General features: G+C 66.7%; 24 protein-coding genes. 4 read left to right on the top strand and 20 right to left on the bottom strand.

Annotation, left to right across the window (positions count from 1 at the left end):
- Positions 1 to 36: 36 nt before the first annotated feature.
- From hflX to rlmE, 7 genes are all read right to left on the bottom strand, one after another.
- A complete protein-coding gene (gene hflX, locus IP90_RS13545) occupies positions 37 to 1,335 on the bottom strand; it encodes a ribosome rescue GTPase HflX (RefSeq protein WP_144900180.1) in 1,299 nt (432 codons plus the stop codon).
- A 74-nt stretch (positions 1,336 to 1,409) separates the two neighbouring features.
- Positions 1,410 to 1,694, bottom strand: a complete 285-nt coding sequence (gene hfq / locus IP90_RS13540) for an RNA chaperone Hfq (protein ID WP_144900179.1) — start codon at positions 1,692 to 1,694, stop codon at positions 1,410 to 1,412.
- Positions 1,695 to 1,839: 145 nt separating this feature from the next.
- Positions 1,840 to 2,805, bottom strand: coding sequence for a tRNA (adenosine(37)-N6)-dimethylallyltransferase MiaA (gene miaA / locus IP90_RS13535; protein ID WP_144900178.1), 966 nt, complete (start codon positions 2,803 to 2,805; stop codon positions 1,840 to 1,842).
- A 73-nt stretch (positions 2,806 to 2,878) separates the two neighbouring features.
- The gene (gene folP / locus IP90_RS13530; RefSeq protein ID WP_144900177.1) at positions 2,879 to 3,778 is read right to left on the bottom strand and encodes a dihydropteroate synthase; all 900 of its coding nucleotides are present in this window, start codon (positions 3,776 to 3,778) and stop codon (positions 2,879 to 2,881) included.
- Positions 3,779 to 3,922: 144 nt separating this feature from the next.
- Positions 3,923 to 4,105, bottom strand: coding sequence for a glycine zipper domain-containing protein (locus IP90_RS13525; RefSeq protein ID WP_144900176.1), 183 nt, complete (start codon positions 4,103 to 4,105; stop codon positions 3,923 to 3,925).
- A 65-nt stretch (positions 4,106 to 4,170) separates the two neighbouring features.
- Positions 4,171 to 6,075, bottom strand: coding sequence for an ATP-dependent zinc metalloprotease FtsH (ftsH, locus tag IP90_RS13520; RefSeq protein ID WP_144900175.1), 1,905 nt, complete (start codon positions 6,073 to 6,075; stop codon positions 4,171 to 4,173).
- Positions 6,076 to 6,099: 24 nt separating this feature from the next.
- Complete coding sequence (gene rlmE / locus IP90_RS13515) at positions 6,100 to 6,732, bottom strand: 23S rRNA (uridine(2552)-2'-O)-methyltransferase RlmE (RefSeq protein ID WP_144900174.1); 633 nt, start codon at positions 6,730 to 6,732, stop codon at positions 6,100 to 6,102.
- Positions 6,733 to 6,798: 66 nt separating this feature from the next.
- Here rlmE and yhbY point away from each other — a divergent pair, with 66 nt between their 5' ends.
- Together yhbY and IP90_RS13505 are read left to right on the top strand one after the other, a co-directional pair.
- Entirely contained in the window at positions 6,799 to 7,104 is a 306-nt protein-coding gene (yhbY, locus tag IP90_RS13510) for a ribosome assembly RNA-binding protein YhbY (protein ID WP_144900173.1), read from the top strand.
- A gap of 128 nt (positions 7,105 to 7,232) precedes the next feature.
- Complete coding sequence (locus IP90_RS13505) at positions 7,233 to 7,604, top strand: Mth938-like domain-containing protein (RefSeq protein ID WP_144900172.1); 372 nt, start codon at positions 7,233 to 7,235, stop codon at positions 7,602 to 7,604.
- Positions 7,605 to 7,615: 11 nt separating this feature from the next.
- Here the strand turns inward: IP90_RS13505 and IP90_RS13500 are convergent, their stop codons facing one another.
- Genes IP90_RS13500 through surE form a run of 5 tightly spaced genes read right to left on the bottom strand, consistent with a single transcriptional unit; the run spans position 7,616 to position 11,823 of the window.
- Positions 7,616 to 8,926, bottom strand: coding sequence for a hypothetical protein (locus tag IP90_RS13500; RefSeq protein ID WP_242007598.1), 1,311 nt, complete (start codon positions 8,924 to 8,926; stop codon positions 7,616 to 7,618).
- Positions 8,927 to 8,968: 42 nt separating this feature from the next.
- Positions 8,969 to 9,694 (bottom strand): peptidoglycan DD-metalloendopeptidase family protein, encoded by a 726-nt coding sequence (locus IP90_RS13495; protein ID WP_242007597.1) that lies wholly within the window; start codon positions 9,692 to 9,694, stop codon positions 8,969 to 8,971.
- An 8-nt stretch (positions 9,695 to 9,702) separates the two neighbouring features.
- Positions 9,703 to 10,317: a YqaA family protein gene (locus IP90_RS13490; RefSeq protein WP_144900170.1), complete on the bottom strand. Its 615-nt coding sequence runs from the start codon at positions 10,315 to 10,317 to the stop codon at positions 9,703 to 9,705.
- 37 nt (positions 10,318 to 10,354) lie between these two features.
- Complete coding sequence (locus tag IP90_RS13485; protein WP_144900169.1) at positions 10,355 to 11,035, bottom strand: protein-L-isoaspartate(D-aspartate) O-methyltransferase; 681 nt, start codon at positions 11,033 to 11,035, stop codon at positions 10,355 to 10,357.
- Positions 11,032 to 11,823 (bottom strand): 5'/3'-nucleotidase SurE, encoded by a 792-nt coding sequence (surE, locus tag IP90_RS13480; RefSeq protein WP_144900168.1) that lies wholly within the window; start codon positions 11,821 to 11,823, stop codon positions 11,032 to 11,034. The genes IP90_RS13485 and surE overlap by 4 nt, the downstream gene beginning before the upstream one ends.
- 106 nt (positions 11,824 to 11,929) lie before the next feature.
- Here surE and IP90_RS13475 point away from each other — a divergent pair, with 106 nt between their 5' ends.
- Positions 11,930 to 12,466 carry a Smr/MutS family protein gene (locus tag IP90_RS13475; RefSeq protein WP_144900167.1) on the top strand — a complete coding sequence of 179 codons (537 nt, stop codon included), beginning with the start codon at positions 11,930 to 11,932 and terminating at the stop codon, positions 12,464 to 12,466.
- Here the strand turns inward: IP90_RS13475 and truD are convergent.
- From truD to IP90_RS13435, 8 genes are all read right to left on the bottom strand, one after another.
- Positions 12,463 to 13,542 (bottom strand): tRNA pseudouridine(13) synthase TruD, encoded by a 1,080-nt coding sequence (gene truD, locus IP90_RS13470; protein ID WP_144900166.1) that lies wholly within the window; start codon positions 13,540 to 13,542, stop codon positions 12,463 to 12,465. The genes IP90_RS13475 and truD overlap by 4 nt on opposite strands.
- Positions 13,539 to 14,042, bottom strand: a complete 504-nt coding sequence (ispF, locus tag IP90_RS13465) for a 2-C-methyl-D-erythritol 2,4-cyclodiphosphate synthase (protein WP_144900165.1) — start codon at positions 14,040 to 14,042, stop codon at positions 13,539 to 13,541. Before ispF ends, truD begins: the two co-directional genes overlap by 4 nt.
- A gap of 37 nt (positions 14,043 to 14,079) precedes the next feature.
- A complete protein-coding gene (ispD, locus tag IP90_RS13460) occupies positions 14,080 to 14,787 on the bottom strand; it encodes a 2-C-methyl-D-erythritol 4-phosphate cytidylyltransferase (protein ID WP_144900164.1) in 708 nt (235 codons plus the stop codon).
- Positions 14,784 to 15,119, bottom strand: a complete 336-nt coding sequence (gene ftsB, locus IP90_RS13455) for a cell division protein FtsB (RefSeq protein ID WP_144900163.1) — start codon at positions 15,117 to 15,119, stop codon at positions 14,784 to 14,786. The genes ispD and ftsB overlap by 4 nt, the downstream gene beginning before the upstream one ends.
- A gap of 7 nt (positions 15,120 to 15,126) precedes the next feature.
- The gene (gene eno / locus IP90_RS13450) at positions 15,127 to 16,413 is read right to left on the bottom strand and encodes a phosphopyruvate hydratase (protein ID WP_144900162.1); all 1,287 of its coding nucleotides are present in this window, start codon (positions 16,411 to 16,413) and stop codon (positions 15,127 to 15,129) included.
- Positions 16,414 to 16,502: 89 nt separating this feature from the next.
- Positions 16,503 to 17,333 (bottom strand): 3-deoxy-8-phosphooctulonate synthase, encoded by an 831-nt coding sequence (kdsA, locus tag IP90_RS13445; RefSeq protein WP_144900161.1) that lies wholly within the window; start codon positions 17,331 to 17,333, stop codon positions 16,503 to 16,505.
- 120 nt (positions 17,334 to 17,453) lie between these two features.
- Positions 17,454 to 19,118: a CTP synthase gene (pyrG, locus tag IP90_RS13440; RefSeq protein WP_144900240.1), complete on the bottom strand. Its 1,665-nt coding sequence runs from the start codon at positions 19,116 to 19,118 to the stop codon at positions 17,454 to 17,456.
- A 149-nt stretch (positions 19,119 to 19,267) separates the two neighbouring features.
- On the bottom strand, positions 19,268 to 19,519 hold the full coding sequence (locus IP90_RS13435) for a hypothetical protein (protein WP_199753483.1): 252 nt from the start codon (positions 19,517 to 19,519) through the stop codon (positions 19,268 to 19,270).
- A gap of 190 nt (positions 19,520 to 19,709) precedes the next feature.
- Here IP90_RS13435 and parE point away from each other — a divergent pair, with 190 nt between their 5' ends.
- The gene (parE, locus tag IP90_RS13430; RefSeq protein WP_144900160.1) at positions 19,710 to 21,599 is read left to right on the top strand and encodes a DNA topoisomerase IV subunit B; all 1,890 of its coding nucleotides are present in this window, start codon (positions 19,710 to 19,712) and stop codon (positions 21,597 to 21,599) included.
- Positions 21,600 to 21,612 lie beyond the last annotated feature (13 nt).

Here is a 21,612-nt window from a genome sequence, read left to right as displayed (position 1 = left end):
TGATCTGGTGAACCGATCGTGCGTCGGGTGATTCTACTAGGTGGGGCTGGCCGTGCTGTCGGGCAAGAGCTGCCGCAGCGCTTCACCGTCTTCGGCGGCGGCCAGGCGCGCCGCGTCGGTGGCGGCCAGGTCCACGCTGAGGTGCCAGCCGTGTTCGTCGTGACTTTCGGCACGGACGGCATCGAGGTCGTGCAGGCGCGAACGCAGGCGTGCGGCGCGGTTGGGCAGCAGCACGTCGCCGACGATCCGGCGCAGGTCCAGCGCGTCGGCCAGCGCCTGCCGCAGCAGGTCCAGGCCGACGCCGTCGCGCGCCGACAGCCAGACCCGCGCCCGTCCCTCGTTGGGACGTTCGTAGCGCGGCTCGGCGCCTTCGACGCGATCGATCTTGTTGTAGATGAGCAGTTGCGGCAGATCGCCGGCGCCGATCTCGTTGAGCACGGCGTCGACCTGGGCGACGCGCTCGTTGCGCAGCGGGTCGGCGGCGTCGATCACGTGCAGCAGCAGGTCGGCCTCGCGGGCTTCGGACAGGGTCGAGCGGAAGGCGGCGACCAGTTCGTGCGGCAGGTCGCGGACGAAGCCGACGGTGTCGGCCAGCACCAGCGCGCCGCCGGGTAGCGCCAGGCGCCGCACGGTCGGGTCGAGCGTGGCGAACAGCTGGTCGGCGGCGTACGCGTCGGCACCGGTCAGCGCGTTGAACAGCGTCGACTTGCCGGCGTTGGTGTAGCCGACCAGCGCCACGCGCGGCAGTTCGCTGCGCACGCGGGCGCGACGCATCTGCGTGTGCTGCACCTCGACCTTGTCCAGCCGCTTCTGCAACTGGTCGACGCGTTTCTGCAGCAGGCGGCGGTCGGTTTCCAGCTGGGTTTCGCCGGGACCGCGCATGCCGATCGCACTGCGCTGGCGTTCCAGATGGGTCCAGCCGCGCACCAGGCGCGTGGCCATGTGCTTGAGCTGGGCCAGTTCGACCTGCAGCTTGCCTTCGTGGCTGCGCGCACGCTGGGCGAAGATGTCCAGGATCAGGCCGGTGCGATCGACGACGCGTCGCTGCAGCGCCTTCTCGAGGTTGCGCTCCTGCACCGGCGTCAACGCATGGTTGACCAGGACCAGGTCAGCGCCGGTGGCATCGGCCGCGGCCTTGACCTCTTCCAGCTTGCCGCTGCCGATCAGCGTGGCGGGATTGGGCTTCTCGATGCGCGCGGTGAGCACGGTCGCGATGCTGGCGCCGGCCGAACGCGCCAGGTCGGTGAATTCCTCCAGCGCCCCGTCCGCCGGCGGGCCGCCGGCATGGGGCTGGATCAGCAATGCGTGCTCGCCCTTGCGGCTACGGTCGAACATGCAGGCGATCCGGATGTTTCGTGTCGGGAGTGGTCATCGCCGACATTGTCGCATCCGACGGGTGAATAGCCGGGCTATTCGGTCTCGTCGCTGCCGGAATCGTCTTCGCCGCCTTCGCCCGACGACTGCACGTAGCCGCCGCCCGGGCCCACGCGCACGTTGCGCGCCGGCACCACCGTGGAAATGGCGTGCTTGTAGACCATCTGGCTGACGGTATTGCGCAGCAGCACGACGAACTGGTCGAACGATTCGATGGTGCCCTGCAACTTGATGCCGTTGACCAGATAGATCGACACCGGCACGCGCTCGCGGCGCAACGCATTCAGGAAAGGATCCTGCAAAGACTGTCCCTTGGACATGGTCGTATCCCCAACTTGATTTTTGTTTTATCGATCCGGCTCCCATGGGGAACCGCGTCGCCCGACCCGCACCCCCGCGGCGGCGATGGCCCGATGTTAGCGCAGACGGCCGCCCCAGACAGCCAATCCGGTCGCAATCAGCCAATCATCGACCCGGCTGCCGCAGGAAAAGGGCCAGGGCGTCGGCCAGCCGGGCCGGCTCCAGTGCCGGATCGAACCAGCGCAGGTCGGGCTGGCCGCGCAGCCAGGTCAGCTGGCGCTTGGCCAGCTGGCGGGTGGCGAAGATCGCCTGGTCGCGGAACGCGGCGGCATCGGTCGCGCCATCGAGATGCTCCCAGGCCTGTCGATAACCGACCGCGCGCAGCGCCGGCAGGTCCAGCGGACGTGGGTGATCGCGCAGTTCGGGAATGGCGCGCAGCCGGCGCACTTCGTCGAGGAAGCCGGCGCCCAGCATGGCGTCGAAACGACGCTCGACGCGCTGGTGCAGCACGGCGCGGTCGCGCGGCGCGATGGCGAGCTTCAGCACGCGCAGCGGCAGGGCATCGCCGGCATTGCCGCCACGCTGCCATTCGCTGATCGGCCTGCCGCTGATCCGGTACACCTCGAGCGCACGCTGGATGCGTTGCGGGTCGGTGGCATGGATGCGCGCGGCGGCTTTCGGATCAATCGTCGCCACCTGCGCGTGCAGGGCCGGCCAACCGTGCTCGGTCGCCTCGGCCTCGATGCCGGCGCGGATCGCGGGATCGGCTTCCGGCATCGGCGACAGTCCCTGCAGCAGGGCCTGGAAATACAGGCCGGTGCCACCGGTGAGGATCGGCAGCTTGCCGCGCGCGACGATGCCGGCGACGGCGGCACGCGCATCGGTGGCGAACTCGGCGGCGGAATACGGCTGCCACGGCTCGCGCAGATCGATCAGGTGATGCGGTACGCGAGCAAGCTCATTGGAGTCGGGCTTGGCGGCGCCGATATCGAGACCGCGATAGACCAGTGCGGAGTCGACGCTGACGATCTCGCCGTCGTGGCGCTGCGCCCACTCCAGTGCAAGCGCGGTCTTGCCCGAGGCGGTCGGGCCCATGAGGGCGATGGCAATGGGGCGGGTGTCGGCGTGCATCGTTTGAAAGGGTAGTTGCTGCAGCTCTCTGTGCGCGTCATCCCAGCGCAAGCTGGGATGACGGGGTGGGAGATCAGTCATCGTCCGGCCAACGGATGGTTGCCGAGGATGAACCAGCACGCGGCATCGGCACGGCCGCGACAGCACCCCACACCTTCAACGCATCCACCGTCGCGGCCACGTCGTGCACGCGCAGCAGCCGCGCACCGCGCTGTGCGGCGATCAGCGCCGCGGCGACCGAGCCGTAGACACGGTCGTGCGGATCGTCGCGCCCGGTCAACTCGCCGATCGTGCGCTTGCGCGACAGTCCCGCCAGTACCGGCACGCCCAGTTCGAGGAAGCGCTCCAGCTGCGCCAGCAGCTGCAGGTTGTGCCCGCGGTTCTTGCCGAAGCCGAAACCCGGATCGACGACGATGTTCTTCTTCGCGATGCCTGCCATCTCCGCGGCGAAGATGCGCTCGGCCAGGAAGCGATGCACGTCGCCGACCACGTCGTCGTACTGCGGCGCGTCCTGCATCGAGCGCGGCTCGCCCTGCATGTGCATCAGCACCACCGGCACGCCGAGTTCGGAGGCGGCCTCGAGCGCGCCTTCGCGACGCAGCGCAAAAACGTCGTTGATCATGCCGGCGCCGGCGGCGACCGCGGCGCGCATCACTTCCGGCTTGGAGGTGTCGATGCTCACCGGCAGCGAAGTTTCCCTTGCCAGCCGCTCGATCACCGGGATCACGCGGGCGATTTCCTCGTCGATGGAAACTTCCTGCGCACCGGGTCGCGTCGATTCGCCGCCGACATCGAGCGCATCCGCACCCTCGCCCGCCAGCCGCAGGCCGTGCATGACCGCCGCCTCGACCGTGGCGTGCTCGCCGCCATCGGAGAACGAATCGGGAGTGACATTGACGATACCGAGCACCCGCGCCCGGTCCAGCTTCAACACACGGCCGGCGCAATCCAGTTGAGGGGTGATATCGAACATCGGGAAGCCCGCGGGAAAACCAACGAATCCCTATTCTCCGTCATCCCGGGCGCAGCGAGGGATGACAAGGAACCTTCAGGCGACAAGGAAACTCGAGCAGGCAGGAAAGACAGCCGAATCAAGGCGCCGGCGGCAGCCTGGACGTCACTTGTCCTTGCCGCGCCCGTTGTCGAATGCCAGGCCAAAGGCGATGCCGATGGCGATGCCTACGCCGATGCCCATCGCGATGTTGCCCATCGCCACGCCCATGCCTGCACCGATGGCTACGCCGACGGCGATACCCATGCCCAGGCTCGTCTTCCGTTTCGGATTGCCCGGTTCGTTCATGGCGTCATCCAAAGAAAAGGCCAGAGCGGACTCTGGCCTCTTCGGACTTTGCTGGCAAGCCGCGCTCAGGTCTGCGCGGCGGGCCCGCCGATCGGCGGCAGCGGACGCACGTCGTCCTTGTCCTTGCCATTGCTCTTGTTCCAGCCCATCGGCGGCGGCGGATCGCGGCCTTCCATGATCGCGTCGATCTGCGGCACGTCGATGGTCTCGTATTCGAGCAGCAGCTTGGCCATCACGTGCAGCTTGTCGAGGTTGTCGGTGAGGATGGACTTGGTGCGCAGGTAAGCCTTGTCGAGGATGCTGCGCACCACTTCGTCGATCTTGCGCGCGGTATCGTCGGACACGCTCTTGTGCTGGGTGACCGAACGGCCGAGGAACACTTCGTCGTCCTCTTCGCCGTAGGCGATCGGACCCAGCTCGTCGGACAGGCCCCACTTGGTGACCATGTTGCGCGCCATCTTGGTCGCGCGCTCGATGTCGTTGGACGCGCCGGTGGTGACCTTGTCGTTGCCGAAGATCAGTTCCTCGGCGACGCGGCCGCCGTACAGCGAGCACAGCTGCGACTCGATCGCGACCCGGTTCATCGAGTACTTGTCGCCCTCCGGCAGGTACATGGTCACGCCCAGCGCGCGACCGCGCGGAATGATGGTGACCTTGTAGACCGGATCGTGCTCCGGAACGATGCGACCGACGATGGCGTGGCCCGCCTCGTGGTAGGCGGTAAGCGTCTTTTCCTGCTCGCTCATCGCCATCGAACGGCGCTCGGCACCCATCAGGATCTTGTCGCGCGCCTTGTCGAAGTGTTCCATACGCACGTCCTTGCCGTTCTCGCGCGCCGCGAACAGTGCGGCCTCGTTGACCAGGTTGGCGAGGTCGGCACCACTGAAACCGGGCGTGCCGCGGGCGATGGTCATCGCCTCGACATCGTCGGCCAACGGCACCTTGCGCATGTGCACCTTGAGGATCTGCTCGCGACCCTTGACGTCCGGCAGGCCGACCACGACCTGGCGGTCGAAACGGCCCGGGCGCAGCAGCGCCGGATCGAGCACGTCGGGGCGGTTGGTCGCGGCGATCACGATCACGCCTTCGCCACCCTCGAAACCGTCCATCTCGACCAGCAGTTGGTTGAGGGTCTGCTCGCGCTCGTCGTGGCCGCCGCCGAGGCCGGCACCGCGATGGCGGCCGACCGCGTCGATCTCGTCGATGAAGATGATGCACGGCGCGTGCTTCTTGGCCTGTTCGAACATGTCGCGCACGCGGCTGGCGCCGACGCCGACGAACATCTCGACGAAGTCGGAACCGGAGATCGAGAAGAACGGCACCTTGGCCTCGCCGGCGATGGCCTTGGCCAGCAGCGTCTTGCCGGTACCGGGCGAGCCGACCATCAGCACGCCGCGCGGGATGCGTCCGCCGAGCTTCTGGAACTTGGAGGGATCGCGCAGGAACTCGACCAGTTCGGCGACTTCCTCCTTGGCCTCGTCGCAGCCGGCGACGTCGGCGAAGGTCACCTTGACCTGGTCCTCGCCCTGTAGCTTGGCGCGGGATCGGCCGAAGGACATCGCGCCCTTGCTGCCGCCCTGCTGCATCTGCCGCATCACGAACACCCAGAAACCGATGATCAGCAGGATCGGCAGGAAGTTGATCAGGATCGACCACAGCGACACGCCGCTGTCCGGCGGCGCCTGCTTGATCTCCACGTTGTGGTTGATCAGGTCGTCGACCAGGTGCTCGTCGCGTCGCGGCGCGTTGGTGATGCCGCCGGTGCCGTCCTTGCGCACGAACTTGATGGTGCGTTCGTCGCTGGAAATGTCGACCTGCTTGATGCGGTCGTTCTGCACGTCCGAGACGAACTGCGAGTACACGACCTCGCCGCCAGCACCGGTCGCCTTCGGGCTGAAGCTCTGGAACACCACCATCAGGACGATGGCGACGACCACCCAAAGCAGCAGATTCTTCACTAGATCGTTCATCCCGTTCTCCGGCGCCTCGCGGCCCTACTTCAGTTGCGCGTGCTTGCCCTGCGCCAGGGCATAGACTTCCGGCGAACGCTTGCGCGACGCCGCCGGTTTGCGGATGGACACTTTGGCATAACGTCGCCGCAGTTGCCGCACGTATTCATCGAACCCCACGCCCTGGAACAGCTTGATCAGGAAGGTGCCGCCCGGCCGCAATTGCCGGTCGGCGAAATCCATCGCCAGCTCCGACAGGTACATCGCCCGCGGCAGGTCGACCGAATCGACACCACTCTTATTGGGGGCCATATCGGACAGGACAAGGTCGACCGGCTTGCCCTGCAACGTCGTCTCCAAGGCCGATAAGACCGCATCCTCCCTGAAATCGCCATGAAGGAATTCGACGCCGGCCAGTGGCGGCATCTCGAGGATGTCCAGCGCCACCACGCGTCCGTGTTCGCCCAGCGCCTGGCGCACCCATTGCGACCAGCCGCCGGGCGCGGCGCCGAGGTCCACCACCACCATTCCGGGCTTGAGCAGCTGGTCGCGTTCGACCAGTTCCTCCAGCTTGTAGGCGGCGCGCGAACGCAGCCCTTCCGCCTGCGCCTTCTTGACGTAGGGATCGGAGAAATGTTCGCGGAGCCAGCGTGTGCTGCTCTTGCTGCGGGCGGCCATGGCAAATCAACGAGTTAGGGGCTCCATGATACCCTGTGCGCCCGCCTGAACCTTGCTTCCGCACGCATGACGACCACGCTCACCGCCGCCCAGAACCGATTCCTGCGTGGCCAGGCGCATGGGCTCAAGGCCATGCTGCAGGTCGGCGGCAAGGGCCTGACCGATGCGGTGGTGGCCGAAGTCGATACCGCACTGGAGCACCACGAGCTGATCAAGGTGAAGGTGGCCAGCGACGATCGCGACGCGCGCGACGCGATGATCGGCGACCTGGCGCAACGTGCCGGCGCGGCGCTGGTGCAGCGCATCGGACACGTGGCCGTGCTGTACCGGCCGTCGAAGGACCATCGCCAGATCGTGTTGCCGCGGGCATGACAACCGGGGCTGGGATCTGGGGACTAGAGACTAGGGACTAGCCTGATGATGATCACCTGAAGCGCCGCAACTCCCGTCCCGCGATCGGAACCAGCCCGAGCTCCCAGATCCCAGCCCCATCCTGCCCCATGCAACTGAATTTCGAACGCCCCGACTACGAATTCTCCCTGCGCGGCGCCAACGGCGATTCCGCGCTGGTCAACGATCGCAGGCTCGACCGCAGTTTCATCGTCGCGCCGGACAAGCTGGTCGAGGACTGGCCGGTACGCGAAGTGGATGCCCTGACGCCGGCCGACCTGGAAGCGCTGCTCGCCCTGCGGCCGGAGGTGATCATCCTCGGCACCGGCGCCGTGCAGGCGTTCCCGCCGATGGAAACGATGGCCGCCTGCCTGGGCCGCGGCATTGGTCTGGAAGCGATGACCAACAGCGCCGCGGCGCGCACCTTCAACGTGCTCGCCGCGGAAGGCCGCCGCGTGGTCGCCGGCTTCGTGATCAGCTGAGCCGGAACCGGTTACTGCGCCGGTTGTTCGAGCACCAGGTCGCCCTTGCGCGATCCGGGAACCAGGCGCCAGCCCGGCTTGAGCTGCAACGTCCAGCCCTCGCCCTTGAGATCGCTGCCGGCCGACGCCTCAGGCGCGACCACCGTGACCGCACTCCAGTCAGACCTCATCAACGCGCCGTCGCTGGCTTCGAGTACGCCCCAGTCATCGCTGATGCGCATCGTCGGATAGACCGTGCCGTGCTCGCCGAGTGGCTGCAGGTTGCTCGGGTTGAACTGTACTTTCATGTGCTGGAACGGAAGCAGCAGCACCGGGCCATCGACGAACTTCCTGCGGTTGGCGGCCAGGACCTGCTGGCGCTGGATATCGCGCTGGGTTTCGGAAACGCGCAGCGCCGCGCCGTCGTAGCGCAGCGCGCGCTGATCGGCTAGTCCTTGCACGTCGGCCGGCGTCTCGCTCGCGAGCGCTTGCCGCAGCGTAGCGTCGAAACGCAGGCCGCCTGCCAGTTGCTGCCGCCAGCCGGCAGCATAGCGATCGAGCAGCAGGCCGTAGGCCGGTCCGGTCGCATAAGCGAAGGAGCGTACGAAACTGGGGCTGCCGACGTGTGCGGAGAGATCGTGCAGCGCCGCCTGCACGCGCGCCTGCTCCGTGGCATTGCCGGCCATCACGCCGGTGTATTCGGCCAAACCCTCGTTCTGCTCCAGTTCCTGCTCCTGCGCTGCGGCGTCCGTAAACAACCGATAGCGTTCGGCGCGGAACAGCAGGGCATCGGCTGCCGCCTGCCTGCGCGCCGCGTCGTCGCCGGCCTGCAGCGCGCGCGCCAATGCACGCCATTCCAGCTGCAGCCAATAGCGCCCGTCGAGGGTGTCCAGATGCGCGTTTTCGCCCGACTCCAGTTTCGGCAACTTCAGCTGCGGCTGGATGCGATGGAACAGTTCGTGTGCGATCAGCGTGCCGCGCGTTTCCGGCTCCGCATGCAATGGCCAGAGCATCTGCGTCCAGCGCGTACCAGACCATTCCACTGCGGTGTTGGCGACGTTCTGTTCGGCCGGCAATAGACCGACGAAGACGCCGTCGCGCGCCTTCAGCGCGCCGTTCGCATCAGCCTGGTTGGCGATCAGCTGCCGGCTTTTCGGATCGACCAGCATGATCGGGCCGCATAGCGACACGCCCCAGAGCTTGCCGGCATCCTGTTCGCAGATCGACCGCGCCTGTGCGAAGACTTCGCGTGCGTCGGCGAGGGGGATCGATTCGGACGCGGCCGCCTGCAGCGCAACCAGGCAGAGTGCAGAAGACAGGACGGCGAACACGCTGCGTTTCATCTTATGCGCTCCGTTGACAGGGATGCGTTACCTACGACACGACTATCGCTTCGGCAGATACGCGAGCGGATCCACCGGCTTGCCGTTGTAGCGAATCTCGAAGTGCAGCATGTCGCGCGCGGCGCCGCTGCGGCCCATCTCGGCGATCTGCTGGCCAGCCTTGACGATCTGGCCTTCGTTCACCAGGCGCGAGCGGTTGTGGCCATAGGCCGACAGCCACTGCTCGTTGTGCTTGACGATGATCAGTTCGCCGTAGCCGACAAGGCCGGAACCCGAATACACCACTACGCCATCGCCCGCGGCACGGACCGGCTGGCCGCCGGACCCGGCGATGTCGATGCCCTGCTTTGTGGGATTGCCGTTGACGTAGCGGCCGATCAGCGTGCCGTCGGTCGGCCAGCGCCAGGGCACCGGACTCGCGACCGGCGCAACGGGTTCCGCTGGCGGATGAGAAGTCGTGGTGGGTCGCGTCGCCGGCCTGGTCGTGCCCGACGACGCGCTGCGGCCACTGCCCGGGTACAGCCGCAGTCGCTGGCCCGGATAGATCGTGTAAGGCGGGGCGATGCCGTTCCACATCGCCAGGTCGAGCGGGCTGATGCCATTGCTGGTGGCGATGCGGTACAGCGTCTGCCCGCGTTGCACGACCACCGTCGAACCGTATTTGGGCGTGGACGCGGGCCGTTGCGATGTGCCGCCTTCGCGGACCACATGACTGCGCCCACAGGCAGCGAGCAACACCAGCATGGCGGCACAGACCAAAGCGCGCATCGTCATCCTCATCCTGCGTTAGCCCTGAACAACAGGTAGCCCGCGCCCAGGATCAACAGGCCCAGGGCCACCCACCCGACCGGCTCGATGTAGCGATGCAGCGCCTTCTCCGCGCGCTCGCCGCCGAGCCTGATCGCACCTGCCACCAGGTACACGCGCTTGCCGCGGCCGACCAGCATGCTGGCCATGAACGGCAGCAGCGGCACGCCGACGATGCCGGCGGCCCAGGTGAAGAATTTCAGCGGGATCGGCGCGAATCCGGCCAGCACCAGTATCCAGAACGCCTTCCACGGCGACTGCACCGATACCTCGCGCAGGTAGGTCACCTGCGCATCGATCTTGTCGATCCAGCCCAGCGTTTCCAGCAGCGGCTTCACCAGTTCGTAAGCGTAGTGGCCCAGCGCATAACCGATCAACGCGCCGGCCAACGAGCCGACGAGGCTCAAGGTGGCGAACCAGAACCCGCGTTTCGGCTGCGACAGGCACATCGGCGCCAGCATCACTTCCGGCGGCACCGGGAAAATGATCGCCTCGACGAAACTCAACGCGGCCAGCAGCCGCGGCGCATGGCGATGCCGGGCCCAGATCAACGCGCGCTCGTACAACGGCCTGAACAGCTTCATGCTGCCGCTTCCTTGCGCAAGTAGTCTTGTGCGCCGCTCAATCGACCAGGCCCGACAGCAGCGGAACGAAAACCACGGGCGCCAGGTCGGTTTGTTCGATGCCGCCGTCCTCGCTTTTGCGCAGCCGCAGCAGCGACTGCGACGCCGCCGCTCCGACCGGCGCCACCAGCGTGCCGCCCGGCGCGAGCTGTTCCTTCAATGCATCGACCAGCGCCGGTGCGCCGGCGGTGACCATGATCGCGTCGAACGGGCCTTCCTCCGGCCAGCCGATGCGGCCGTCGTCGTGCTTGCTGCGCACGTTCAGGCCTAGGCTGCGGAAGCGCTTGCGCGCGACGCGCAGCAGTTCGCCTATGCGTTCTACGGTGTAGACCTCCATGCCCAGCACTGCCAGGATCGTGGCCTGATAGCCGGAGCCGGTGCCGATTTCCAGCACCTTCTTCGGCATCGTGCCCTCGAGCAGCGCCTCGGTCATCTTCGCCACCACCCACGGCTGCGAGATGGTCTGGCCGTGGCCGATCGGCAGCGCGGTGTCCTCGTAGGCGCGCGTCGCCAGGGCCTCGTCGACATACAGGTGGCGCGGCACGGTGCGGATCGCGTTCAGCACGCGCTCGTCACGGATGCCGTTGCCGCGCAGGCGCTCGATCAGGCGATCGCGTACGCGCTGCGAGGTCATGCCCATGCCGATCGCCTCGGGCTGCAGGCGCAGGCGCGCGGTCATGCCGGGTTTCCCTGCTTCAGTTCGCCGGCGAGGCCGCTGACCCAGCTGGCGACCTGCTCCAATGCCTGGAAGCGGGTCAGGTCGACGTGGATCGGCGTGATCGAGATGTGCCCGCGGCGCACGGCGTCGAAATCGGTGCCCGGCCCGGCGTCCTGTTCGGGACCGGCGGGGCCGATCCAGTACAGGCTGCGCCCGCGCGGATCCTGCGCGGGCACACAGGCTTCGGAACGATGACGGTTGCCGAGCCGGGTAACCTCGAAGCCTGCGATGTCCTCCCAGGCGCGATCCGGCACGTTGACGTTGAGGATGGTGTCCGCCGGCAATGGGTCGGCGCTGAGTCGCTCGACGATCTCCATCGCGGCGCGCGCGGCGGTCGCGAAATGTTCCGGCCTGTGGTCGGACGTGACCAGCGACACCGCCACGGCCGGCAAACCCAGGAAACGTCCCTCCATCGCCGCCGATACCGTGCCCGAATAGATCACGTCATCGCCCAGGTTGGCCGCGTTGTTGATGCCGGACACCACGATGTCCGGCTCGGCATCGTCGCCGAACATGCCGGTCAGCGCCAGGTGCACGCAGTCTGTCGGCGTGCCGGCAACGCGCCAGGTGTGCTCGTCCAGCCGCACCACGCGCACCGGCATGTCCAGCGTCAGCGAGTTGCTGGCGCCGGAACGATCGCGGTCGGGTGCGACGATCTTCACTTCGTGGCCGGCATCGCGCAGGCCTTCGGCCAGGATGCGTATGCCGGGGGCGTCGACGCCGTCGTCGTTGCTTACAAGAACGCGCATGGAACTCCTCTCATCGGCACCCATGATACCCAATGGAGATTGCGGGAATCGGCCGCAGACATCCGTGCCGCTTGTTTCCGTGCGATCCGGCGCTACATTTCCTGCAATGGCACGCAAATCCGACCACAACGAAGACGCCGAACTGTTCCGCCAGGCCGTCGGCCCGGTGCGGGAACTGCCGGCGGCGACGGCGCCTCCGGCAAAGCCGAAGCCCCGCGCCCGTGCGGCAATGGCCGAGCGCGATGAATCCAACGCGCTCAGCGAATTCCGACGCGCGATGGCGCAGGACGATCTGGAGGCCGGCGATGCCCTCTCCTATCGCCGCGACGAAGTGCCGCCGCGCGTGTTGCAACGCCTGCGTCGCGGCCTGTATGCGGCGCAGGACGAGATCGACCTGCACCACAGCGATGCGCATGGCGCCGAAGCCCTGCTGCGCGCCTTCCTGCAGCACGCGCGCTCAGCCGGTTTCGGCTGCGTACGCGTCATACATGGCAAGGGCCTGAATTCGGACAGCGCGATTCCGGTGCTGAAGAACCTGGTCGACCGCGTGCTGCGCCATCGCGCCGACGTGCTGGCCTTCCACTCCGCGCCACCCGCGCAGGGCGGGACTGGTGCGGTGCTGGTGTTGCTGGCCAAGCGTTAGTCCGACGCCGCCTCGCCCCGTTCGCCAGCAGATGCCGGCAACTGTGCCGCGCTGGCATTGCCGATATCGCCCAGTTCGCGCAGCACCACCGTCGCGTAGGCCCCGGCCGGCAGCGCGAATTGCAGTTCCAGCACCTCGTCCTGCAACCAGCGGTGCTGGAGCTGCTGCGGTTTCAGCCGCAGCGCGCGCCGCTCCTGCTTCAGGCCGGTGGCTTCGAGGCCCGCGCGCAGGGCCGGGGCCGGATCGTCGATCAGCGCCGACTCCTCGACGTGGCGCGCGGTCGACGCCGTGCGCAGTTCACCCGCACCCCAGAGCGGGCCGCTGGGATGGATGTCGAAGGCGGCCAGCCGCGCGGCCAGCGCATCGCTCCACGGCTCCGGTCCGAACACGCTGCGGCTGCCGTCGAGCATCCACACCTCGCCTTCGAGACCCCGATCCCAGTTGTCCGCGGCCACGCGCACGCCGAGCACGCGGTTGAACAGTTCCGATCGCGCCGCCGACAGCAGCATCGTGCGCTGCTCCCGGCGCATGCGTCGGCCGGCGAACATGGCCAGCGCGTTGGCGACGTTGTCACCGCCGCGACCGAAGCGCTGTTCGCCGAAATAATTCGGCACGCCACGCGCGGCAATCTCCTGCACGCGTCGTTCGATCGCATCGCGCTGGCCCTGCACGTCGCGCAACACCAGCACGAACCGGTTGCCCGCCAAGGCGCCGCGCGGCAACTTCTTGGCATGCCATTGCGATTCCAGTACGTGCAGGTCTTCAGACTGCAGCGCTGCCAGATCTGGCGCGACGCGCTTGGGCAGATGCACGCTGAAACGCTGCCGGGTGACGGCGTGGCGGTCCTTCAGCCCGGCATAGCCGATCGCCAGCTCCGGCACGCCAGCCCATTGCGCGATGCGTTTCGCCGCGAAAGCGGTGTTCATGGCGCGCTTTTCGAGCGTCAGCAGCAGGTGTTCGCCGCTGCCCGTCGCTTCGAATGCATCGATCTCGTCGACCCGGAAGTCCTCCGGCGATGCCCGGAAACGCGCTGTCAGCACGGGCGCACCGTGGGCGCGCGGCAATTCGTCGCTCACGCGCGGACCAGCAGGCACACCGCCTGCGCAGCGATACCTTCGCCACGTCCGGTGAAGCCCAGCTTTTCGCTGGTGGTGGCCTTGATGCTGACCGCATCCGGCGCGATGCCGAGATCGCTGGCGATGTTGTCGCGCATCGCCGGCGCGTGCGGGCCGATCTTCGGCCGCTCGCAGACCACGGTGGCGTCGACGTTGCCGACTCGCCAGCCCTGCTCGGCCAGCAACTGGTTGCAATGCCGCACAAAGGCGCGGCTGTCGGCCCCTTTCCATTGCGGATCCGATGGCGGAAAGTGCTGGCCGATGTCGCCCAGCGCCAACGCGCCCAGCATCGCATCGCAGAGTGCGTGCAGCACCACGTCGCCATCGCTGTGCGCGACGATGCCGCGCTCATGGGGAACGCGCACGCCACCGATCACCAGGTGATCGCCTTCGCCGAAGGCATGGACATCGAAGCCCTGGCCGATGCGGATGTCCGGGATTGCTGGATTTGAGGAATTCATCGGATGCCAGAACGTAAGGGACGTATGTTTCTCAAAATCAACGGCTACCCAGCAGGAATTCAAGCAGGGCCAGATCCGCCGCAGTCGTCACCTTCAGGTTGTCCTCGCGCCCTTCGATCAGCAACGGCCGCAATCCCTGCCGCTCCATCGCCATCGCCTCGTCGGTGACGGCGACACCGGCGTCGCGTGCGGCTTCGAGTGCGCGACTGAGCTGCAGGCGGCGGAACAGTTGCGGCGTGAATGCACGCCACAGGCGTTCGCGCGGCTCCGTGCCATCGATGCCACCGTCGTCGCCGGCGCGCTTGAGCGTGTCGCGCAGCGGTGCGGCCAGGATTGCGCCGACCGGATCGTTGCGTCCGTACTCGAGCAGGCGGTCAATATCTGCAGGGTGCAGGTTCGGCCGCGCCGCGTCATGGACCAGCACGAAATCGTCGGCGCGGACACTGTCCGGCAATGCGGCCAGCCCGGCGAGCACCGAATCAGCACGCTCGCTGCCGCCGACGCAGGTCACCACCGGTTTGCCGGCAATCGCCTGCCAGCCCGGCCAGTGCGCATCAGCCTCGGCCAGCACCACGACGACGCCGTCGACCTTGGGATGCGCGCACAAGGCCGTGAGCGTGTGCGCGATCAGTGGTTCGCCGCCGACCGCCAGATACTGCTTGGGCACCTCGCCGCCAAAACGCGTCCCGCGACCAGCCGCGGGCACTACCGCCCAGAGCCTGCCGCGGACCTGATCCGGGGTCATCGCCGCGGCTCCGCGATTTTTTCGTCCTGCTGCGGAGCGGTGTCGGCGCGTTCGACGACGCGATAGAAGGTCTCGCCGGGCTTGATCATGCCCAGCTCGCTGCGCGCGCGCTCTTCCACGGCCTCGCCACCGCCCTCATTCTTGAGGTCCTTCACTTCCGCGGCCAGCGCGTCGTTGCGTTGCTGCAGACCGCCGTTGTCGCGGACCTGCTTCTGCACGCGCGACTGTAGCGCCTGCACCTCGCCCTGCCCGCCGGCACCCCACCACAGGCGGTATTGCAGCCACGCCAGCAGCACGACCAGCAACAGCAGGACGACACGCAGCACGCGCATCGCCGGTTCAGCGCTTCAGCGACACGAACGCGTTGCGCCCGGCATAACGCGCAGCAGCGCCCAGTTGCTCCTCGATGCGCAGCAACTGGTTGTACTTGGCGATGCGATCGCTGCGGCTCAACGACCCGGTCTTGATCTGGGTCGCAGTCGTCGCCACGGCGATGTCGGCGATGGTGGTGTCCTCGGTCTCGCCGGAACGATGCGACACGACCGCCGCGTAGTCGGCGTGATGCGCCATCGCGATCGCCTCCAGCGTTTCGGTCAGCGTGCCGATCTGGTTGACCTTGATCAGGATCGCATTGGCCACGCCCTGCTCGATGCCGTCCTTGAAGATCTTCGGGTTGGTCACGAACAGGTCGTCACCGACCAGTTGCACCTTGTTGCCAAGACGCTGGGTGAGCAGCTTCCAGCCGTGCCAGTCGTCCTCGGCCATGCCGTCCTCGATGGTGACGATTGGATATTCGCTGCACCAGTCGGCGAGGAAGTCGACGAACTGCTCGCTGGTCAGGCGCTTGCCCTCGCCGACGAGGTGGTACTTGCCATTCTCGAAGAACTCGGTGCTGGCCACGTCCAGGCCCAGCAGCACGTCTTCGCCTGCGTGGTAGCCGGCCTTGCCGATCGCCTCGAGGATGGTGTCCAGCGCTTCGGCGTTGCTGCGGAAGTCCGGTGCGAAGCCGCCCTCGTCGCCGACCGCCGTGCTCAGGCCGCGGCCTTTCAGCACGGACTTCAGCGCGTGGAAGATCTCGGTGCCGGCGCGCAGCGATTCTGCGAACGTGTCGAAACCGACCGGCAACACCATGAATTCCTGCAGGTCGACGTTGTTGTCGGCATGCGCGCCGCCATTGATGATATTCATCATCGGCACCGGCAGCGTCACGTCGTTGCCGTTGGCGAGATGCTGCCACAGCGGCATCTTCTTCGACGCGGCCACCGCATGCGCATTGGCCAGCGACACGCCGAGCAACGCGTTGGCACCCAGCCGGCCCTTGTTCTCGGTGCCGTCCAGATCGATCAGGCGGCGGTCCAGCCCTTCCTGATCATTGGCATCGAAGCCATGCAGCGCCTGCGCGATGGCGCCGTTGACGTTGGCGACGGCCTTGAGTACGCCCTTGCCGCCGTAGCGGGTCTTGTCGCCGTCGCGCAATTCGACGGCTTCCTTGGAACCGGTCGAGGCACCGGACGGCACCATCGCGCGGCCGAAACTGCCGTCATCGAGCGTGACTTCGGCTTCGAGGGTGGGATTGCCGCGGCTGTCGAGGATTTCGCGGGCGTGGATCTTGGCGATTTTGGTCATGTCGTCGATTGTTTGGGCGTTCGTAGGGCGGGCCCAGGCCCGCCAGATTTGGATTTCACGCGATCACGTGCAGCGGACCTGGGCTCGCCTTACGTCATCTCGATGAAGCCGTTCTTCTTGGTGACACGGTCGATCTCCAGCAGCGATTCCAGCAGCGCGCGCATCTTCGGCAGCGGCCAGGCATTCGGCCCGTCGCTGAGCGCCTTGGCCGGATCCGGGTGCGTCTCCATGAAGATGCCGGAAATGCCGACCGCCATCGCCGCGCGCGACAGCACCGGCACGAATTCGCGCTGGCCGCCGCTGGAGCCGCCCTGCCCGCCGGGCAATTGCACGGAGTGGGTAGCGTCGAACACCACCGGGCAGCCGGTGTCGCGCATCACCGCCAGCGAGCGCATGTCGCTGACCAGGTTGTTGTAGCCGAAACTGGCGCCGCGCTCGCAGACCATGATGTCCTGGTTGCCGGTCGCCTTGGCCTTCTCGACCACCGGTTTCATTTCCCACGGCGACAGGAACTGGCCCTTCTTGATGTTGACCGGCTTGCCGGCCTGGCAGACCTTGGTGATGAAGTCGGTCTGGCGGACCAGGAACGCGGGCGTCTGCAGCACGTCGACGACCGAAGCCACTTCGTCCATCGGCGTGTATTCGTGCACATCGGTCAGCACCGGCACGCCGAGCTGGCGCTTCACTTCACCCAGCACGCGCAGGCCTTCCTCCATACCCGGTCCACGGAAGCTGGTGCCGGACGTGCGGTTGGCCTTGTCGAAACTGGACTTGAAGATGAAGTGGATGCCGAGTTCGCCGGTGATTTCCTTCAGCTGGCCGGCGACGTCGAGCTGCAGCTGCTCGGATTCGACCACGCAGGGGCCGGCGATGAGGAAGAACGGCTGGTCGAGGCCGATGTCGAAACCGCAAAGCTTCATGCTTGACGTCCTTTCACAGTGTCATCCCGAACGAAGTGAGGGACCTGCTTTCGAAGGTACCTGATGGAAGCGGTGAAGCAGGTCCCTCGCTGTGCTCGGGATGACAGCTTTGTGGAGCCGTCATGCCGTGGCCTCCTTGAGCAACCGTCCGCCCGCCTTGTGCTCGCGCGCGGCGCGGATGAAGCCGACGAACAGCGGATGCCCGCCACGCGGCGTCGACAGGAATTCGGGATGCGCCTGGCAGGCGATGAACCACGGATGCTTCGGCAGTTCGACCATTTCAACGAGCAGGTCGTCCATCGATTTGGCGCTGATCACCAGACCGGCGTCCTCGAGCTGGCTGCGATAGCGGTTGTTGAACTCGTAACGGTGGCGATGGCGCTCGCCGACCACGTCCTTGCCGTAGATCTCGCGCGACTTGCTGCCCGGCTTCATGCGCTGTTCCTGCAGGCCCAGGCGCATGGTGCCGCCGAGATCGCTGTCCTCGCTGCGACGCTCGACTTCGCCGGTCTGCGTGCGCCACTCGGTGATCAGGCCGATCACCGGATGCGGCGACAGCTTGTCGTTCTCGGTGCTGTTGGCGCCTTCCAGACCAGCCAGGTTGCGCGCCACGTCGACCACGGCGGCCTGCATGCCATAGCAGATGCCGAAATAGGGAATGTCGTGCTCGCGCGCGTACTGCGCGGTCAGCACCTTGCCCTCGAAGCCGCGGTCGCCGAAGCCGCCGGGCACCAGGATGCCGTCGACGCCGGCCAGCACCTTGTCGGCGCCGTCGCGTTCGATGTCCTGTGATTCCAGCCAGCGCAGATTGACGCGGGTGCGCTGGCGGATTCCGCCGTGCTTGAGCGCTTCGGACACCGACTTGTAGGCATCCTTGTGGTCGACGTACTTGCCGACCACGGCAATGGTGACTTCGTCGATGGGATATTCGCCCGCCTCGACCACGGCCAGCCATTCCGACAGGTCGGCGGATTCGGCGGTCTTGGCGCCCAGATGCAGGCGTTCGACCACGATCTGGTCCAGGCCCTGCGAATGCAGCCACATTGGGATCTTGTAGATGTTGTCCAGATCGACGGCCGAAATCACCGCGTGCTCGGGCACGTTGGTGAACAGCGCGATCTTGCGGCGCTCGCTGTCGGGCAGGGGCTGTTCGCTGCGGCAGACCAGGATGTCCGGCTGGATGCCGATCGAACGCAGTTCCTTGACCGAATGCTGGGTCGGTTTGGTCTTCAGTTCGCCGGCAGCGGCGATGTACGGCACCAGGGTGAGGTGCATGAACAACGCCTTCTCGGCGCCGCGCTCGGTGCGGATCTGGCGGATCGCCTCCAGGAACGGCAGCGATTCGATGTCGCCGACGGTGCCGCCGATCTCGACCAGGGCCACGTCGTAGCCGGAGGTGGCCGCGTCGATGCAGCGCTTGATCTCGTCGGTGATGTGCGGGATCACCTGGACGGTCGCACCGAGGTAGTCTCCGCGGCGCTCCTTGCGGATCACGTTCTCGTAGATCTTGCCGGTGGTGATCGAGTTCTTGCCGGTCAACCGCGTGTTGACGAAGCGCTCGTAATGACCCAGGTCGAGGTCGGTCTCGGCACCGTCGTCGGTGACGTAGACCTCGCCGTGCTGGAACGGGCTCATCGTGCCCGGGTCGACGTTGATGTAGGGGTCCAGCTTCATCATCGTCACGCGCAGGCCGCGCGCTTCGAGGATGGCAGCCAGCGAGGCTGCGGCGATGCCCTTGCCGAGGGAGGACACCACGCCCCCGGTGACGAAGACAAGCGGGGTGATAGAACCAGGGGGAGTCATGAGATCAGCGGGTAGCTGGAAAGCCCCATTCTACAGGCAAGCCGGGATTTTGGCCCGCGGCTCGTGCGCGGCCGCCACAAAAAGAAACGCCCCGGACGGCCGGGGCGCTGGAAAACATTGCGGCAGGCGCATTACGGCTTTCTGCGGCGCTCTTCTTCCTCTTCTTCTTCCTCCGGTTCGGCGGCCGCCGCGGCAGCCTTCCTGCGCGCCTGCTCGGCCTTCTTTTCGGCATCGGCGGCCTGCTTCTTCGCGGCCTCGGCCTGCTGTGCGGCCTCCTGCGCCTTCTTCTCGGCCTGGCGGGCGTCCTGCGTCTGCGCCAGGACGACCGGTGCGACCAGCGCGGCGGCGATGCCGACCGGGACCAGCAGTTTCAGGATTTTCATGGCGACCTCCAAAGGGACAGGCTTGAAACGATATCGCACACGATAGGCCCGCCATGTTGGCCGCGGACTGAATGGTGTGCCGCCATGCAAGTCTCCGGCCGACGCACGCGGCTGGACTTCACGCCGTTGAAGCAGCAGTGCGCGCATGGGCAACGACTACACTATGCAGACCGCCTCCACTGCCTGACTGATGAGCACCCGCTACAACGCCGCCGATATCGAAGTCCTCTCCGGCCTGGACCCGGTCAAACGCCGTCCCGGCATGTATACCGACACCACCCGCCCCAACCACCTGGCGCAGGAAGTGGTCGACAACGCGGTCGATGAGGCCCTGGCCGGGCATGCCGGCGAGATCGAGGTGACGCTGCATGCCGATGGCAGCTGCGAGGTGTCCGACGACGGCCGCGGCATGCCGGTGGACATCCACCCGGAGGAGAAGATTCCCGGCGTCGAACTGATCCTCACCCGCCTGCATGCCGGCGGCAAGTTCAGCAACAAGAACTACACCTTCAGTGGCGGCCTGCATGGCGTCGGCGTCAGCGTGGTCAATGCGCTGTCGAAGCAGGTCGACGTGTTCATCAAGCGCGACGGCAACGAATACCGGATGTCGTTCAAGGATGGCGACCGCGCCTCGCAACTCGAAGTCGTCGGCAGCGTCGGCAAGAAGAATACCGGGACGCGGCTGCGCTTCTGGCCCGATCCGAAATATTTCGACACGCCCAAGTTCAACCTGCGTGCGCTGCGGCACCTGCTGCGCGCCAAGGCCGTGCTCTGCCCCGGCCTGACCGTGACACTGCATGACGCCGCCAGTGGCGAGCGCGACCAGTGGCATTACGAGGACGGACTGCGGGACTACCTGAAGGGCGAACTGGTCGATCGCGAACTGCTGCCGCCGGAACTGTTCGTCGGCTCGCTGAAGAAGGACACCGAGGTCGTCGACTGGGCCGTGGCCTGGGTGCCGGAAGGCGACCTGGTGCAGGAAAGCTACGTCAACCTGATCCCGACCGCGCAGCACGGCACCCACGTCAACGGCCTGCGCACCGGTTTCACCGATGCACTGCGCGAGTTCTGCGACTTCCGCAATCTGCTGCCACGTGGCGTCAAGCTGGCCCCGGAGGACGTGTGGGACCGGGTCGCGTTCGTGCTCAGCATCAAGATGACCGACCCGCAGTTCAGCGGGCAGACCAAGGAGCGGCTGTCGTCGCGCCAGGCCGCCGGCTTCGTCGAGTCGGCCGCGCACGATGCGTTCTCGTTGTGGCTGAACCAGCACACCGAACTCGGCGAGAAGATCGCGCAGCTGGCGATCGAGCGCGCCAGCGCGCGGCTGAAGACCGAAAAGCAGATCGTGCGCAAGAAGGTGACGCAGGGACCGGCGCTGCCCGGCAAGCTCGCTGACTGCATCTCGCAGGACCTGTCGCGCACCGAACTGTTCCTGGTCGAAGGCGACTCCGCTGGCGGCAGCGCCAAGCAGGCGCGTGACAAGGACTTCCAGGCGATCCTGCCGTTGCGCGGCAAGATCCTCAATACCTGGGAAGTCGCTTCCGGCGGCGTGCTGGCGTCGACCGAAGTGCACGATCTGGCCGTCGCGATCGGCTGCGATCCGGGCAAGGACGACATCAGCGGCCTGCGCTACGGCAAGGTGGTGATCCTGGCCGATGCCGACTCCGACGGCCTCCACATCGCCACCCTGCTGACCGCCCTGTTCCTCAAGCACTTCCCGGCACTGGTCGCTGCCGGCCATGTGTTCGTGGCGATGCCGCCGCTGTTCCGCGTCGATGTCGGCAAGCAGGTGTTCTACGCGCTCGACGAAGAGGAAAAGCGCCTGCTGCTGGAGCGCATCGAACGCGAGAAGATCAAAGGCGCGGTCAACGTCACCCGTTTCAAGGGCCTAGGCGAGATGAACCCGCAGCAGCTGCGCGAATCGACCATCCACCCGGACACCCGCCGCCTGGTGCAGCTGACCAACGAAGACGATGCCGAAACGCGCTCGCTGATGGACATGCTGCTGGCCAAGAAGCGCGCGGGTGACCGCAGGACGTGGCTGGAAACCAAGGGCGACCTGGCGACGCTGGAAGTCTGATCCGGGGCGCGCT

It is taken from the genome of Luteimonas cucumeris (assembly GCF_007830035.1).
GTDB lineage: Bacteria > Pseudomonadota > Gammaproteobacteria > Xanthomonadales > Xanthomonadaceae > Luteimonas_C > Luteimonas_C cucumeris.
The sequence above is the reverse complement of the archived record's forward strand: the minus strand, read 5'-3'. Positions and strand labels throughout refer to the sequence as shown.

Bases quoted from the DNA above. Each gene is read 5' to 3' on its own strand.
- hfq (WP_144900179.1), bottom strand. From the start codon at position 1,694: ATGTCCAAGGGACAGTCTTTGCAGGATCCTTTCCTGAATGCGTTGCGC.
- ftsB (WP_144900163.1), bottom strand. From the start codon at position 15,119: ATGCGCGTGCTGCGTGTCGTCCTGCTGTTGCTGGTCGTGCTGCTGGCG.
- IP90_RS13525 (WP_144900176.1), bottom strand. From the start codon at position 4,105: ATGAACGAACCGGGCAATCCGAAACGGAAGACGAGCCTGGGCATGGGT.
- IP90_RS13475 (WP_144900167.1), top strand. From the start codon at position 11,930: ATGGCACGCAAATCCGACCACAACGAAGACGCCGAACTGTTCCGCCAG.
- hflX (WP_144900180.1), bottom strand. From the start codon at position 1,335: ATGTTCGACCGTAGCCGCAAGGGCGAGCACGCATTGCTGATCCAGCCC.
- eno (WP_144900162.1), bottom strand. From the start codon at position 16,413: ATGACCAAAATCGCCAAGATCCACGCCCGCGAAATCCTCGACAGCCGC.
- IP90_RS13485 (WP_144900169.1), bottom strand. From the start codon at position 11,035: ATGACCGCGCGCCTGCGCCTGCAGCCCGAGGCGATCGGCATGGGCATG.
- IP90_RS13490 (WP_144900170.1), bottom strand. From the start codon at position 10,317: ATGAAGCTGTTCAGGCCGTTGTACGAGCGCGCGTTGATCTGGGCCCGG.
- ispD (WP_144900164.1), bottom strand. From the start codon at position 14,787: ATGACCCCGGATCAGGTCCGCGGCAGGCTCTGGGCGGTAGTGCCCGCG.
- surE (WP_144900168.1), bottom strand. From the start codon at position 11,823: ATGCGCGTTCTTGTAAGCAACGACGACGGCGTCGACGCCCCCGGCATA.
- folP (WP_144900177.1), bottom strand. From the start codon at position 3,778: ATGTTCGATATCACCCCTCAACTGGATTGCGCCGGCCGTGTGTTGAAG.
- IP90_RS13505 (WP_144900172.1), top strand. From the start codon at position 7,233: ATGCAACTGAATTTCGAACGCCCCGACTACGAATTCTCCCTGCGCGGC.
- rlmE (WP_144900174.1), bottom strand. From the start codon at position 6,732: ATGGCCGCCCGCAGCAAGAGCAGCACACGCTGGCTCCGCGAACATTTC.
- parE (WP_144900160.1), top strand. From the start codon at position 19,710: ATGAGCACCCGCTACAACGCCGCCGATATCGAAGTCCTCTCCGGCCTG.
- ispF (WP_144900165.1), bottom strand. From the start codon at position 14,042: ATGAATTCCTCAAATCCAGCAATCCCGGACATCCGCATCGGCCAGGGC.
- IP90_RS13500 (WP_242007598.1), bottom strand. From the start codon at position 8,926: ATGAAACGCAGCGTGTTCGCCGTCCTGTCTTCTGCACTCTGCCTGGTT.
- ftsH (WP_144900175.1), bottom strand. From the start codon at position 6,075: ATGAACGATCTAGTGAAGAATCTGCTGCTTTGGGTGGTCGTCGCCATC.
- IP90_RS13495 (WP_242007597.1), bottom strand. From the start codon at position 9,694: ATGCGCGCTTTGGTCTGTGCCGCCATGCTGGTGTTGCTCGCTGCCTGT.
- miaA (WP_144900178.1), bottom strand. From the start codon at position 2,805: ATGCACGCCGACACCCGCCCCATTGCCATCGCCCTCATGGGCCCGACC.
- IP90_RS13435 (WP_199753483.1), bottom strand. From the start codon at position 19,519: ATGAAAATCCTGAAACTGCTGGTCCCGGTCGGCATCGCCGCCGCGCTG.
- yhbY (WP_144900173.1), top strand. From the start codon at position 6,799: ATGACGACCACGCTCACCGCCGCCCAGAACCGATTCCTGCGTGGCCAG.
- kdsA (WP_144900161.1), bottom strand. From the start codon at position 17,333: ATGAAGCTTTGCGGTTTCGACATCGGCCTCGACCAGCCGTTCTTCCTC.